The 13,781-nt window shown below is 63.2% G+C and carries 14 protein-coding genes; 7 read left to right on the top strand and 7 right to left on the bottom strand.

The genetic code is table 11. The annotated features are described in order from the left end of the window. Positions 1 to 40: 40 nt before the first annotated feature. A complete protein-coding gene (locus KUL25_RS09370) occupies positions 41 to 481 on the bottom strand; it encodes a L,D-transpeptidase family protein (RefSeq protein WP_257892704.1) in 441 nt (146 codons plus the stop codon). Between the two features lie 216 nt (positions 482 to 697). Here KUL25_RS09370 and KUL25_RS09365 point away from each other — a divergent pair, with 216 nt between their 5' ends. From KUL25_RS09365 to aspS, 3 genes are all read left to right on the top strand, one after another. Further along, the gene (locus KUL25_RS09365) at positions 698 to 1,021 is read left to right on the top strand and encodes a 2Fe-2S iron-sulfur cluster-binding protein (protein WP_257892703.1); all 324 of its coding nucleotides are present in this window, start codon (positions 698 to 700) and stop codon (positions 1,019 to 1,021) included. A gap of 98 nt (positions 1,022 to 1,119) precedes the next feature. After that, positions 1,120 to 1,824 (top strand): FG-GAP repeat domain-containing protein, encoded by a 705-nt coding sequence (locus KUL25_RS09360; protein ID WP_257892702.1) that lies wholly within the window; start codon positions 1,120 to 1,122, stop codon positions 1,822 to 1,824. Between the two features lie 121 nt (positions 1,825 to 1,945). Further along, positions 1,946 to 3,721: an aspartate--tRNA ligase gene (aspS, locus tag KUL25_RS09355; protein ID WP_257892701.1), complete on the top strand. Its 1,776-nt coding sequence runs from the start codon at positions 1,946 to 1,948 to the stop codon at positions 3,719 to 3,721. A 6-nt stretch (positions 3,722 to 3,727) separates the two neighbouring features. Here the strand turns inward: aspS and KUL25_RS09350 are convergent, their stop codons facing one another. Continuing rightward, positions 3,728 to 4,435, bottom strand: coding sequence for a response regulator (locus tag KUL25_RS09350; RefSeq protein ID WP_257892700.1), 708 nt, complete (start codon positions 4,433 to 4,435; stop codon positions 3,728 to 3,730). A gap of 165 nt (positions 4,436 to 4,600) precedes the next feature. Between KUL25_RS09350 and mce the strand changes: the two genes are divergently transcribed. Together mce and KUL25_RS09340 are read left to right on the top strand one after the other, a co-directional pair. Next, positions 4,601 to 5,005: a methylmalonyl-CoA epimerase gene (gene mce, locus KUL25_RS09345; protein WP_257892699.1), complete on the top strand. Its 405-nt coding sequence runs from the start codon at positions 4,601 to 4,603 to the stop codon at positions 5,003 to 5,005. Further along, positions 5,005 to 5,292 carry a DUF1467 family protein gene (locus KUL25_RS09340; RefSeq protein WP_068354457.1) on the top strand — a complete coding sequence of 96 codons (288 nt, stop codon included), beginning with the start codon at positions 5,005 to 5,007 and terminating at the stop codon, positions 5,290 to 5,292. Before mce ends, KUL25_RS09340 begins: the two co-directional genes overlap by 1 nt. Here KUL25_RS09340 and KUL25_RS09335 read toward each other — a convergent pair. From KUL25_RS09335 to topA, 3 genes are all read right to left on the bottom strand, one after another. Beyond that, a complete protein-coding gene (locus KUL25_RS09335) occupies positions 5,255 to 5,968 on the bottom strand; it encodes an EI24 domain-containing protein (protein WP_257892698.1) in 714 nt (237 codons plus the stop codon). The genes KUL25_RS09340 and KUL25_RS09335 overlap by 38 nt on opposite strands. Then, complete coding sequence (locus KUL25_RS09330) at positions 5,965 to 6,558, bottom strand: nitroreductase family protein (RefSeq protein ID WP_257892697.1); 594 nt, start codon at positions 6,556 to 6,558, stop codon at positions 5,965 to 5,967. The genes KUL25_RS09335 and KUL25_RS09330 overlap by 4 nt, the downstream gene beginning before the upstream one ends. Positions 6,559 to 6,627: 69 nt before the next feature. Beyond that, positions 6,628 to 9,351, bottom strand: a complete 2,724-nt coding sequence (gene topA, locus KUL25_RS09325) for a type I DNA topoisomerase (RefSeq protein WP_257892696.1) — start codon at positions 9,349 to 9,351, stop codon at positions 6,628 to 6,630. A gap of 117 nt (positions 9,352 to 9,468) precedes the next feature. On the opposite strand from topA, the gene KUL25_RS09320 reads away from it, so the two are divergent. Then, positions 9,469 to 9,906, top strand: a complete 438-nt coding sequence (locus tag KUL25_RS09320) for a hypothetical protein (RefSeq protein WP_257892695.1) — start codon at positions 9,469 to 9,471, stop codon at positions 9,904 to 9,906. Here KUL25_RS09320 and dprA read toward each other — a convergent pair. Together dprA and tldD are read right to left on the bottom strand one after the other, a co-directional pair. Then, positions 9,903 to 11,090 (bottom strand): DNA-processing protein DprA, encoded by a 1,188-nt coding sequence (dprA, locus tag KUL25_RS09315; protein WP_257892694.1) that lies wholly within the window; start codon positions 11,088 to 11,090, stop codon positions 9,903 to 9,905. The genes KUL25_RS09320 and dprA overlap by 4 nt on opposite strands. A gap of 158 nt (positions 11,091 to 11,248) precedes the next feature. Next, positions 11,249 to 12,673, bottom strand: a complete 1,425-nt coding sequence (gene tldD, locus KUL25_RS09310; RefSeq protein ID WP_257892693.1) for a metalloprotease TldD — start codon at positions 12,671 to 12,673, stop codon at positions 11,249 to 11,251. Positions 12,674 to 12,881: 208 nt separating this feature from the next. Here tldD and coxB point away from each other — a divergent pair, with 208 nt between their 5' ends. Then, the gene (coxB, locus tag KUL25_RS09305) at positions 12,882 to 13,772 is read left to right on the top strand and encodes a cytochrome c oxidase subunit II (protein WP_257892692.1); all 891 of its coding nucleotides are present in this window, start codon (positions 12,882 to 12,884) and stop codon (positions 13,770 to 13,772) included. The last annotated feature ends 9 nt before the right edge of the window (positions 13,773 to 13,781 follow it).

The raw sequence follows: 13,781 nt of genomic DNA, 5'->3' as shown, positions 1-13,781 counted from the left end.
TTCGGAACAAACATAGAACATCCCTTCCCAAGGGCAACGTCTATTCGGTGATCATGATCGGGGTGCCGTTGGGTACACGGGCCCAGATCTCTCGCATCTCGGTGTTGGTGACGGCGATGCAGCCGTTTGTCCAATCCCATAGCCTGTGGGCACTACCGACCCAACCCCAGCCATTGAGCATTCCGTGGATCATGATGTCGCCGCCGGGCGACACCCCGGTCGCCTCGGCCCGCGCGGTGTCTTGGGCGTTGGGGTAGGAGATATGGAGGCTGAGATGTGCGATGGAATTCGCGTTGCGCCAATCGATGATGTAGCGGCCGGTTGGCGTCCTCTCATCGCCCTCCCGGGCCTTGTGCCCCTCGGGCGCGCCGCCAAGGGAGACGGTGAATTCGGCAATCACCACCCCGTTGCGCAGAAGGCGTAAAAGCCGCTCGGACTTGTCCAGCATGAGGGCATCGGCTTGCTCGGCGGTGGCGACCATGGCGGGTGGGTTGCTGCGTTCGAGCCGCGCAATCGCGGGGGGCGCGACCGCAGCGAACCCGGCAAGGAGCGCGCCGACAAGGCCCTACGCGGCCAATATGCGTCTGATCGTCATGGGCTTATCTATAGGGTTGAGCAGGGGGCGATGCAATTCCGGCTGGAAAGGCAAGCGCGTGCGTATTACCTAGGCGGGGAAACGGAATTTCAGGGGCGGACAATGGCCAAGATCACCTACATCGAACACAACGGCACCAAGCACGAAGTGGAGGTCGCCACGGGGCTGACCGTAATGGAAGGCGCGCGCGACAATTCCATTCCCGGCATTGAGGCCGATTGCGGTGGCGCTTGTGCCTGTTCTACCTGCCATGTATACGTTGACCCGGCCTGGGTTGAGAAGCTGCCCGCCATCGACCCGATGGAAGAGGATATGCTGGAGTTCGCTTACGAGCCCGACACCGCCCGATCCCGTCTGACCTGTCAGTTGAAAGTCACCGACGCGCTTGACGGCCTTGTCGTCCAGATGCCCGAAAAGCAGATCTGATGCGGCGGGGGCTGTTCGCAGCCCTCCTCGGGCCGTTTGCCCTCCTCGCAGCTGCGGCGGCGTGGGGATGCCCTGCGCCGGCGGCGGATCTTACGCAAATGCGAGAATCCTATTCTGATCCGTGGCCGGATGGGGGTGGGATCATCGCATGGTACGACGTGCCGACGACCCGCTACGCCCATGGCGTCTTAGGGGACGCCATCGAGGGCACCCGGTTGCATGTTTATTCCGACACATCACGCAGTTCCTGCGGTGACCAGACCCTGACACTGCCAGAAGAACTCGTCTTTGAAGATACGGCACCACGGTTGTCGGACTTGGATGGTGATGACACGGCAGAGATCATCGTCGTGCAAAGCCACCGCGATTTCGGGGCGCAGCTGGCCATTTATCGTCCCTCGGCGGACGGCATCCGGCTGGTTGAAGTCGCAACTACGCCCTTCATCGGGCGGCCCAATCGCTGGCTCGCGCCCATCGGTGCCGCTGATCTGGATGGAGACGGCATGATGGAGGTCGCCTATATCGACCGGCCGCATTTGGCCCGTACCCTGCGCGTCTGGCGTTTTGAGAATGACGCCTTGACGCAAGTGGCCGCGTTGGAGGGCCTGACCAACCACCGCATCGGCGAGCCCTTCATCACCGGCGGCGTCCGCGATTGCGGTGATGGCCCAGAGATGGTCACCGCCAACCGGGGCTGGACACAGATCATGGCGACAATACTGGCAGATGGCGCGCTTCACACCCGCCCCCTTGGCCCTTTCAGCCAAGACGCGGTGGCCCAAGCCATGGCGTGCCAACTCTGACCCATATTTGTTCCAAAAATATGCAAATCCACGGCTTGGCCTCTCGCCTGCGTGCACGGACTTGACTTCACCGGCCCTGGACGGTCTATCCGAAGCCGCAAAACCACCCCGGAGAGACACGATGCACGCCTATCGCAGCCATTCCTGTGCCGCCCTGACCGCCGCCAATGTCGGCGAGACGATCCGCCTGTCGGGCTGGGTGCATCGCCGCCGTGACCACGGCGGAGTGATTTTTATCGATTTGCGTGACCACTTTGGGATCACGCAAATCCTCTGCGATCCCGACAGCCCGGTGTTCTCGGAAGTCGAGAAGCTGCGGGCCGAGTTCTGTATTCGCATCGACGGCGAGGTGAAGGCGCGCGATGCGGCCTTGGTCAATGACAAGCTGCCCACCGGCGAGATCGAGGTGTTCATCCGTGACCTCGAAGTCCTGGGCGCCGCCGCAGAGTTGCCCCTGCAGGTCTTCGGCGATCAGGAATACCCCGAGGAAACGCGCCTTAAATACCGCTACCTCGACCTGCGCCGCGAGAAGATGCAAGCCAACATGATGCTGCGCTCTGACGTGGTGTCGAGCATCCGCAAACGCATGTGGAACCTTGATTTCCGCGAGTTTCAGACGCCGATCATCACGGCCTCGTCCCCCGAGGGCGCGCGCGATTTCTTGGTGCCATCGCGCCAGCACCCCGGCAAATTCTATGCGCTGCCGCAAGCGCCGCAGCAGTTCAAACAACTGCTGATGGTCTCGGGCTTCGACAAGTACTTTCAGATCGCGCCCTGCTTCCGCGATGAAGACCCGCGCGCGGACCGCTCTCCGACGGACTTCTACCAACTCGACCTCGAAATGAGCTTCGTGGAACAGCAGGATGTCTTTGACACCATTGAACCGGTCCTGCGCGGCGTGTTCGAGGAATTCGGCGAGGGCGCGTCGGTTGATCAGGACTGGCCGCTGATCAGCTACGCCGATGCGGCGCTGTGGTATGGCACCGACAAGCCGGACCTGCGCAACCCGATCAAGATGCAGGTGGTGTCCGAGCATTTCGCGGGCTCCGGCTTCGCGATCTTCGCCAAGCTTCTGGAGCATGAGGGCAACGAAGTGCGCGCCATACCTGCGCCGAAGGGCGGCTCACGCAAGTTCTGTGACCGGATGAACAAGTTCGCGCAAGAGCAGGGCCTGCCGGGAATGGGCTACATCTTCTGGCGCGACCAGGGCGAGGGGATGGAAGCCGCAGGCCCGCTTGCAAAGAACATCGGGCCCGAGCGAACCGAGGCGATCCGCCAGCAGTTGGGCCTTGGCGTCGGCGATGCCGCGTTCTTCCTTGCGGGAAAACCGTCGCAGTTCGAGGCCGTCGCAGGACGCGCGCGGACGGTGATCGGCGATGAGCTTGGCCTGACCGAGCAAAACCGCTTCGCGTTCGCGTGGATCGTCGATTTCCCGATGTATGAGGCTGATGAAGAAACTGGCAAGATCGACTTCTCCCACAACCCCTTCTCGATGCCGCAAGGCGGGCTTGAGGCTTTGAACGGTGACCCGCTGTCGGTGCTCGGCTATCAATACGACTTGGCGTGCAACGGCTATGAGTTGGTGTCCGGCGCAATCCGGAACCACCAGCCCGAGATCATGTTCAAGGCGTTCGAGTTGGCCGGCTATGGCGCGGATGAAGTGCGCAAGCGCTTTGGCGGCATGGTCAACGCCTTCCAATATGGGGCCCCGCCCCACGGTGGCTGCGCGGCAGGGATCGACCGGATCGTTATGCTTCTGGCGGATACCGCGAACATCCGCGAGGTGATCTTGTTCCCGATGAACCAGCGGGCGGAAGACCTGATGATGAACGCGCCGTCTGACCCGATGCCGGATCAATTGATGGAGCTTGGTCTGCGGGTCATCCCGCAGGACTAAACGCCCCTAGACAACGCCCGGCACGGCTTGAATTCGACCCGATAGAACCGCGCGGAGTGCCGCGCGGTCGGGCGCGGCAAGCGTTTCGGCCATGTCGTGGGCATGCTGCTCCAATGCCTTGTCTTTCACCGCTCTTGCCAGCCCGATGAGAAACCGCCGCAGGTACGTGACGGGGGGGCTGTCGAGGGCAAGGAGATCCATGGCATGGCTTAGATCCTCGCGCAGAGCGAGGGGGTCGGGGTCGACGCTGACAGTCTGTGCCTCGCGTGGGCCCGCGGGGCGCAGTGCATTGGGCAGATGGGCGAGGATCGCGGCCTGATACTCGGCGATCGTTGACACTGGCTTGGCGATGAAGCCGTCGGCCCCGTAAGCCAGAACGCTGGCCTCTGCCGCCTCTCGCTCGGCGCCGGAGGTGCCAAGGATCACCTGTACGCGGGGCTTCGTCTCGGACATGGATTTGATCAGGTCGAGGCCGGATCCGTCGGGCAGGCCAAGGTCCACGATCGCCACCGTTGGGCAATAGACATTCAGGTGCCGCTCTGCCGAGGCGAGGCGATCGGCGCGCCGCAGACGCGCGCCCGAACGCAAGCTCATCAAGCGGATCGCTTCGGACGCATAGCGGCTGTCCTCGACCACGAGGATCGTGAGGCCCAACAGCGGTCGTTCTGCTGTTGGCTGTGGGCGAAGGTCAAATTCCGTCAGTCGATCATCCATCACTGTGTCCAGTAGCTTGAACGCGATTCCCTCCGCGCCCCTCGTGTGTCGCACACTCAAGGTTTACGATCAGTAAACAGCCCCTGTTGCGACATCGCTCAACCTTGCCCCCAAGGCCCTGTCACGCCATATCCATTGCAACGCCACTCATTCTGGAAGAGCCCCATGATCGGACGCCTGAACCATGTTGCCATCGCCGTGCCGAACCTCGACGCGGCAGCCGCCCTCTACCGCGACACCCTTGGCGCCGAAGTCGGCCCGCCACAGGATGAGCTTGATCACGGCGTCACGGTGATCTTCATCACCCTGCCCAACACCAAGATCGAGCTGCTATACCCTCTTGGGGATAACTCGCCCATAGCTTCGTTTTTGGAAAAGAATCCGGCCGGAGGGATCCACCATATCTGTTATGAAGTTGAAGATATCCTAGTCGCGCGTGACAAGCTGAAAGCCGATGGCGCCCGGGTTCTGGGCACTGGTGAGCCGAAGATCGGCGCCCATGGCAAGCCTGTCCTGTTCCTTCACCCGAAGGATTTCACCGGCACACTGGTTGAGTTGGAGCAGGTCTGATGGGGGTTGTCACAGGAATCGTCCTTTACGCCGTCATCTGGTTCATGACGCTGCTGATCTCGCTTCAGGTCCGTGTCACAAGCCAGGATGAGGCGGGCGAAAAGGTTCCGGGTACCCATGGCTCCGCTCCGGCCGACGCGCACATGAAAACCCGGATTGTATGGACCAGCATCTTTGCGGCCGGGATCTGGGCAGTCATCGCCGTGATCATCATCTTCGAGTTGATCACAGTGGAAGATATCGACCTGTTTACGCGGTTCGGCTTGGGGTCGACGCCACCCCGTTAAGCATGTGGTAGAGGTGAGTGAACGTCGCGGCCCCGAGGATTGGCACCAGCAGGTTCACGACCGGGATCGTCAGCGGCACAGTCATCAGCACACCTGCGAGGAAGAGCGTCGGGCGGTTGCGCTTGCGAAACGCGGCCGCTCCGACCGGGCTGTCGCGGCGCAGGGCAACCATCTGGCCATATTCCCGGCCCAACAACACGCCGTTCACGACCCAGAACAGGATTGGCGCCAAGGGCGCAAAAATCAGGTAGAGGATCAGCGCCACGAGGTTCACGAGGGTCAACACGCCAAGGAACTTCGCAACATCCACAAGGGCTTCGGCCAAGGATAGGGCACGTGCGGGCGGCAGATCGGTGTAGTGCTTGTCTTCGACCGCGTCGGCAACACGGTCCAGAAAGATACCCATGAACGCGCAAGAGACGGGCACCATCAGGAAAATCGACAAGAGCAGCATCAGCGGAATGCCCGCGAAGGTCAGCGCATTATCGACCCAGGTGATCTCTCCGATCCAGGGGAGGGTAAAACTGTCGGGCAACAGCCAGCCGATGGCCACGGCGAACAGGGCGTAGAAGGCGACCAGAAGACCGACGGTCAGGCCGATCCCAAGGCCCAGAACCCCGAGAAAACGTTTGTCGGTCAATTGGCCAAGAGCCTTGAGAAAAGCATTGATAATCATAGGTCTACCCAGGTAGTGAGCGCGTCAATGTCGGGGCGGGGGCGGTCCGGGGGGACACGCGCCTCGTTGGCGATGTGGACATAGCCCGCCACGGTTTCATGGGGCAAAAGGCGCAGGCCTTGCGTCAAAAACGGGCGGTCGGTGGCGCGCCAACCGGTGAGCCACACCGCCCCCCAGCCTGCTGCCAATGCCGCATTGACCAACGACAGGCAGACCCCGGCGGCGGAGGCAAATTGCTCCACCTCCGGCACCATCGGGTGATCCTTGGGGCTGAAGACCACGGCCACGATCAGCGGGGCCTGTGCGAAGCCATTGTGCGCCTTGTCGATCCGATCCGGGTCAAGGCCGAGGTCTGCCCCGCGTGATTTCGTAAGCTCGGCCAGCCGCTGACAGGCCGTTGCCTCAAGGACAATGAAGCGCCACGGCTCGAGCTTTCCGTGATCTGGCACACGGGCGGCAGCGGTCAGAAGGGTGCGCAGGGTCTCTCGGTCCGGCGCCTCGTCGCCCAACATCCTGGGGGGACGTGAGCGGCGGGTTTGCAAAAACGCGAGCGCGGCGGGGTTCGGCGACAGGGGAGGTGCATCAGACATGACGTGGATGTCGGGCGCAGGGGCGGGAAGATCAAGGCTTGGCGGCCCGAAATCCACCCGCCGCGCGCGTTACTCCGCTTTCTTTTTCGCGGCAGGCTTCTTTTTCGCCGCCGGTTTCTTCTTGGCGGCAGGTTTTTTCTTGCCCGACTTCGCGGCGCGCTCTGCAATCAGTTCGACGGCTTGATCGATGGTGATCGCGTCCGGCTCGATCGTGTCGGGGATGGTGGCGTTGATCTTGTCCCATTTCACGTATGGGCCGTACTTGCCCTTCATCACGCTGACCGGCCCGCCCGCGTCGGGATGCTCACCCAACTCGCGCAGGGGTTTGGCGGCCTGACCGCGCCCGCCCCGCGACGCGACCTTTTCAGCCAGAAGCTGCACCGCACGGTTCATGCCGACGGTGAACACCTCATCAAGACTGTCGAGGTTCGCGTTCGTGCCGCCCCGGTCCGAGGTGCTTTCCGCGTGCTTGATGTAAGGCCCATATCGCCCGATGTTGGACCAGACCATGACCCCGTCCTCGGGGTGCGGGCCGATCTGGCGCGGCAGCGACAGCAACATCAACGCGCGCTCCATGTCCAACTCCTCGGGCGGCCAATCCTTTGGAACCGACTGGCGCGGGGGTTTCTTGTTCTCTTCCGTTACCTTACCACGCTGGACGTAGGGGCCAAAGCGGCCCTTGAAAATACGGATCTCGTCGCCCGCATCCTCGCCCAACAACTTGCCATCGGGCGGAATCGCCGAGGCCTCGGCCTCCGGATCAGGGGGGCCGAAGGGGCGGGTATAGCGACACTCGGGGTAGGCCGAGCAGCCGATGAACGCACCGCCCGACCGCGCGGTGCGCATCGACAGGCGCCCCTTGCCGCAGTTGGGGCATAGGCGCGGGTCGGTTCCGTCGCCGGGATCGGGGAACAGGTGTGGCTCCAGCACCTCGTTGATCTTATCCAGCACTTCGGTGATGCGCAGCTCGGACGTCTCATCGATGGCGGCGCGGAAATCCCTCCAGAACCGGTCCAGCACTTCCTTGTAGGGGCGGTCACCGGCGCTGACCTCATCAAGCTGCTGTTCGAGGTCGGCGGTGAAGTCATACTGGACGTAGCGATTGAAATAATTGGACAAAAACACTGTGACCAGACGGCCCTTGTCCTCGGGGATCAGGCGGCCCTTGTCCTTGACCACGTAGCCCCGGTTCTGGATCGTATCCATGATTGAGGCATAGGTGGAGGGGCGTCCGATGCCCAGTTCTTCCATCCGTTTGACCAGTGTCGCCTCGGTATAGCGGGGCGGGGGGGCGGTGTGGTGCTGCTGTCCCAGAACGGCGCCCGACGCCGCAAGGATCGCGCCTTTGGAGCGGCGCACATCGCCGCTTGGGGTGGGATCGTCCTCCACGACGTCATCGGCCGCGCCGGAGTATTTTGCGTAATCCGCCGCCAGCGCTTGCGCGGAGGGCTTCAACGCATCGCCCGCATGAACTTGGGGCAAGCGCTTGCCGTCTTCGTCGTCGCCGCCCGACAGCGGGGCGTCATCGCGCCCTTCCTCATAGACCTTGAGGAAGCCGTCAAAGAGCATCACCTGGCCTGTCGCGCGCAACTCTACCTCGCGGTCGTCCGACGCAATCGTCACCGTCGTCCGTTCCAGCCGCGCGGCCTCCATCTGGCTCGCAATCGTGCGCTTCCAGATCAGGTCATAGAGCTTTCGCTGATCGTCCTCGGTCAGCTTCAGATCCGCCGCCGCTTTGGACATATCCGTGGGGCGCACACATTCGTGGGCCTCCTGCGCGTTCTTGGCTTTGTTCTTGTAGATCCGTGGGTTGGCGGGCACGTAGTCGTCGCCGTAGCGGTCCTTGATCGCCCCGCGCGCGTCGGCCACGGCCTCGGGCGCCATGTCGATGCCATCGGTCCGCATGTAGGTGATGTGGCCCGCCTCATAGAGGCGCTGCGCCGTGGACATCGCCTGTTTCGCGCCCATCCCCAACTTGCGCGAGGCCTCTTGCTGCAATGTCGATGTCATGAACGGCGGCGAGGGGTTGCGATTGGCGGGTTTTGCATCGACATCCGCCACCTTCAACTTGCGCGACGACACCGCCTGCACGGCAAGGCCCGCCTCGGCGGCCGAGGGCAGATCATAGCGGTCCAGCTTCTTGCCGCCCAGAACCGTTAGGCGCGCCTCGATGGACTGCCCACGGGGGGTCTCCAACACGGCGCGGACCGACCAGTATTCACGGGGGCGAAACGCCTCGATCTCCATCTCCCGTTCGACCACCAGGCGCAGGCACACGGACTGCACACGGCCCGCCGACTTCGCGCCGGGCAACTTGCGCCACAGCACGGGGGACAGATTGAAGCCCACCAGGTAATCCAGCGCGCGGCGCGCCAGGTAGGCCTCCACCAACTCCATATCGACCTGGCGCGGCTCGGCCATGGCCTTGGTCACGGCGTCCTTTGTGATGGCGTTGAAGGTCACGCGGCTGACGGGCGTGTCCTTCTTGATCGCTTTGCGCGAGGTCAGCGCCTCTTGCAGGTGCCAGGAAATCGCCTCGCCCTCTCGGTCGGGGTCGGTCGCGAGGATCAGGGCGTTGTCTTCTTTCAGGGCGTCGACGATGGCTTTGACGTGCTTTTTGGAATCACTTCCGATCTCCCACTTCATCTCGAAGCCGTCATCGGTATCCACCGAACCGTCCTTGGAGGGCAGGTCACGAACGTGTCCGTAAGAGGCCAGAACCGTGTAATCACTGCCCAAATATTTGTTGATTGTCTTGGCCTTGGCCGGGGATTCGACAACAACAACGGGCATGTTTTGATCACTTTCAAACGGAGTGGAACTGGCGGCGGAACATGTGGGCCCTTGGGGTGGGATGTCAATGCAGTGCGCGACCGGGTAGTAAGGGATGGTGGCTCAAGGAGGTAAATGATGCGTTTTTTCCGGGGGATAACTTTGGGGCTTTTCCTTGGTTTCGCGGCCGTCGTCCAAGCCACGCCGTTCGAGCCTGGACCCGGTTCTGACCTGCGGCGGGAATTGCTGGATACCTTGCGCCCCCTTGCTGCCTATGACCTGGGCGCCCCCCTTGTGTTTCGCGTGCTGGAGATCAGCGTCGATGGCGACGTGGCCTTTGCGCGCCTGATTGCACAGCGCCCCGGTGGCGCGGAAATTGATTTGTCGGACACGCCGATGGTCCAGTGGCGAAATGTAGATCACTTCGAGATTGATGGCCCGAGATTCGAAGCATTCTTCGTGCGGCACAATGGCCATTGGCAGGTGGTGCAATGCGCATTGGGGTCGAGCGATGCGTGGTGGTACGGCGACCGGTGTGACGCCTTCGGAACGCTCTTGCGCGAGCAAGGCTGCTAACCGGCGCTGACCATGCCCCCGGCAGAACGCGTCACACGCCCCGCCATTTCAAGAACCGCCAGTGCCTGCGCCATGTCGCGCGGGCTGGCGTCCAGATCGCGGATCATTTGATCCTCGGCTACCGGCGAGGGGCCAAGGTGCGCGAGGATCCGTGCCTCAAGACCTCCATCCTGCTTGCCGACAGGGGCAGCAGGGCGTTGGAGGTCTTGCGCCATGGCCGAGGCCGAATTCGCGGGCTGAGGCGGATGGCCAAGCGCTTCGATCACATCGTCCACGCCCCGAACCAGCGTCGCCCCGTCCCGCAGCAGGATGTTGGCGCCCGACGCCCGGCTGTCCATCGGGTGCCCCGGCACGGCCATGACCTCGCGTCCCTGATCGGCCGCGCAGCGCGCGGTGATCAACGAGCCCGAACGCGCGGCGGCTTCAACCACGATGACCCCTTGGGCCAGGCCCGAGACGATACGGTTGCGACGCGGGAAGTGGCGCGCTTGCGGTTGCAGGCCGAAGGGCTGTTCCGACAGCCGCAGGCCGGTCTCGGCGATCTGGGCGGCGATCTCGGCGTTCTCCGTTGGATAGACGACGTCAACGCCCCCTGCCATTACGGCGATGGTGCCGGTCTCAAGACTTTTGCCATGGGCAATCGCATCGATCCCGCGCGCAAGACCCGACACGACGGTGAACCCGGCCTCGCCCAGTTCCGCCGCCAGTTTCCGTGTCATGCGTGCACCAAGACTGGACGCATTGCGCGTTCCGACCAGCGCCACGCAGGGACGCGCCATCAGGCTGGTGCGGCCAATGGTCCAAATGACGGGCGGCGCGTCGGTGATTTCGGCAAGCGTGGCGGGATACTCGGGGTCGCCCAGACAGATCATTCGCGCTCCAACGCGGGCGGCGGCACGCAGTTCTGCCAGGACAACAGGTTCGGGGCAGACCTCATACTTCTGGACGCCAGCTGCGGCGGCGACGTCGGGCAAGGCCTCCAACGCCGCGGCGGCGCTGCCATGCTCGGCCAACAGGCGCAAATAGGTCGCGGGGCCGACCCGGCGGGACCGGATCAGGCGCAGGCGCAGCAGGCGGTCATCATCGCCTTGGGCGGGCGGCGGCGTGTAGGCGACGGGCGCGTCATGAAACGCGGCGTCCAACCAGTCGGTCGGCTGCTGCGTCTCGGCCCATTGGCCGGCCATCGGAGAATCGGTTGAAGTCCACATCCCTTAGGCTTTGCGCGGATGGGTTAATGAAACCTTAACGAACCCGGGCCAAGGCGCGGAGTCTTTGCGGAAAGTTTTAGGCAATCGGGGGACAAACCGTTCAATCGCAACGATCCGCGCCCCAACCTTGGGCCTCAGGCAGCAGAGCCACCCACGGTCAATCCGCCGATCAGAAGCGTCGGCTGGCCTACGCCCACAGGTACCCACTGGCCCTGCTTGCCGCAATTGCCCATGCCCGGATCCAGCGCCATGTCGTTGCCGATTGCGCGGATTTGTTGCAGCGCGGTGGCGCCGTCTCCGATCAGGGTCGCACCCTTCACCGGAGCGCCTACGACACCGTTCTTCACGCGGTAGGCCTCGGTGCAGGAGAACACGAACTTGCCGTTGGTGATATCCACCTGGCCGCCGCCAAAGCCCACGGCGTATATGCCGTCCTTCACGTCCGCCACGATGTCACCCGGCGCCACGTCACCGCCCAACATGTAGGTGTTGGTCATCCGGGTCATCGGCGCATGGGCGTAGCTTTCGCGCCGCCCGTTCCCGGTGGCGGCCACGCCCATCAGGCGGGCGGATTGGCGGTCCTGCATGTAGCCCACCAGCACGCCATCCTCGATCAAGGTTGTGGCTTCCGAAGGCGTGCCCTCGTCATCCACGTTGATCGAGCCGCGCCGATCGGGGATCGTACCATCGTCCAGCACCGTCACGCCTTTCGACGCGATCCGCTGTCCCATCAGCCCGGCGAACGCGCTTTGCTTCTTGCGGTTGAAGTCGCCCTCCAGCCCGTGGCCGATGGCCTCGTGCAGAAGGATGCCGGGCCAGCCGTTGCCCAAAGCCACATCCATGACACCCGCCGGCGCGGGCTCTGCGGACAGGTTCACGACGGCCACGCGCAACGCCTCGCGGGCGACGCGTTCCCAATGATCCCGCGCCATCAGGCCGGTCAGCCCCACGCGTCCGCCACCCCCCGCCGAGCCGGATTCGCGTCGGCCGTTTTCCTCCACGATTACCGAGACGTTCAGCCGCACCATCGGGCGCACATCGCTGACGCTGCCACCTTCAGGGCGTAGGATCACGACCTCCTGAAGACTGGCCGACATGGAGGCACTGACCTGCACGACACGGCTATCCAAGGCCCGTGCGAAGGCGTCGATCTCGGCCAGGGTGTCAAGTTTCACGCCGAATTCGGCGCCCGCCATGGGGTTATCGTCGGTATAGAGCTTCTCATTCGTGCCGCGCGGCGCATCGGCCAGCGTGCCGCCGCCATCGCCCACGGCAAGCCGTGCCGTCTCGGCGGCGCGCAGCAGCGCGGCCTCGGAAATCTCGGTGGAATGGGCGTAGCCGGCCACTTCGCCCTTTACCGCCCTCAGGCCAAAACCCTGCGCCGCGTCATAGCTGGCGTTCTTCACACGGCCATCGTCGAAGACCAGCACTTCCGAGCGGCGACGCTCCAAAAACAGCTCGCCATCATCGGCGCCATCGGTGGCAGCACGCAGCACGCGCAGGGCGCTTGCCTCATCAAGGTGGGTCTCAAATGGGCGGAAGGCGGGGGTGTCGGACATTGGCAAGGCTCCTGCGGTTCGCTCTTTACATAGTCTTTTTCCCGCCGGGTGCGACACCCCGTCTCGCCCTTTGGGTGAGACAATTTAGGCCACTGCCTTGTGTACAAGCACGCTATATGGTCTGGCACAGCGTGAACAGAAGATGGGTCTGCGCCCGGGATGCGATAGCATCAGGGCAGACGACCGGACGGACAACAGGACAGACCACATGGCACTTCGCAAGATGCTCGGCGGCCTCATGGCCGCAATTGGCGCAACCTCCACCACGACGATGGTGACGGCACAGACCGTTGGCATGCGCGATGGGCTTGAGATCATCGGTGCGCCGATCCCGGGTGGGATCGACTTCCAGCCCGCCGCCACCAATGGGGCGCTGGACCTGCAAGCGCTGGACTTCGGCCTGCACACGATCGCAACGCTGATCACGCTTTTCGTGGCCGCTTTGATGGCCTACGCCTTCATCAAGCATAACGCCAAGGCAAACCCGGAGCCTGCGACGTTCACTCATAACACCCGGATCGAGGTGGCTTGGACGATCGTCCCGCTGATCATCCTTGTGGGTATTGGCGCGTTCTCCCTTCCGGTTTTGTTCCGCCAGCAAACGATTCCCGATGCCGATGTGATCGTGAAGGCGACCGGCTACCAGTGGTACTGGGGCTATGAGTATCCTGAGGAAGGCATCTCCTACGACAGCTTCATGCTGGCAGAAGATGAATTGACGGACTACGGCTATTCTCGCGACGAATACCTGCTGGCCACCGACACCGCCGTTGTCGTGCCCACGGGCCAGACGGTCGTGGTGCAGGTCACCGCTGCGGATGTGATCCACTCGTGGACGATCCCGGCGTTCGGCGTGAAGCAGGACGGTGTGCCCGGCCGCTTGGCCGAGTTGCACTTCGAGGTGAACCCCGGCGAGGAAGGCATCTATTTCGGTCAATGCTCTGAACTGTGCGGCGCATCCCATGCCTATATGCCGATCACGGTCTTCGCCGTGACGCCCGAGGAATATGAGGCATGGCTGGCCGGTGAAGCGGCCGAGTTCGCCTCCCTCGATGGCGCGCGTGCGCCTCAGTATCTTGAGCTTGCAGCCGCGGAGTAACGCAAAGCG

Origin of the sequence: Gymnodinialimonas phycosphaerae (assembly GCF_019195455.1) — a bacterium.
GTDB lineage: Bacteria > Pseudomonadota > Alphaproteobacteria > Rhodobacterales > Rhodobacteraceae > Gymnodinialimonas > Gymnodinialimonas phycosphaerae.
Note: the sequence above shows the minus strand (reverse complement) of the source record. Positions and strands in the feature narration are given on the sequence as shown.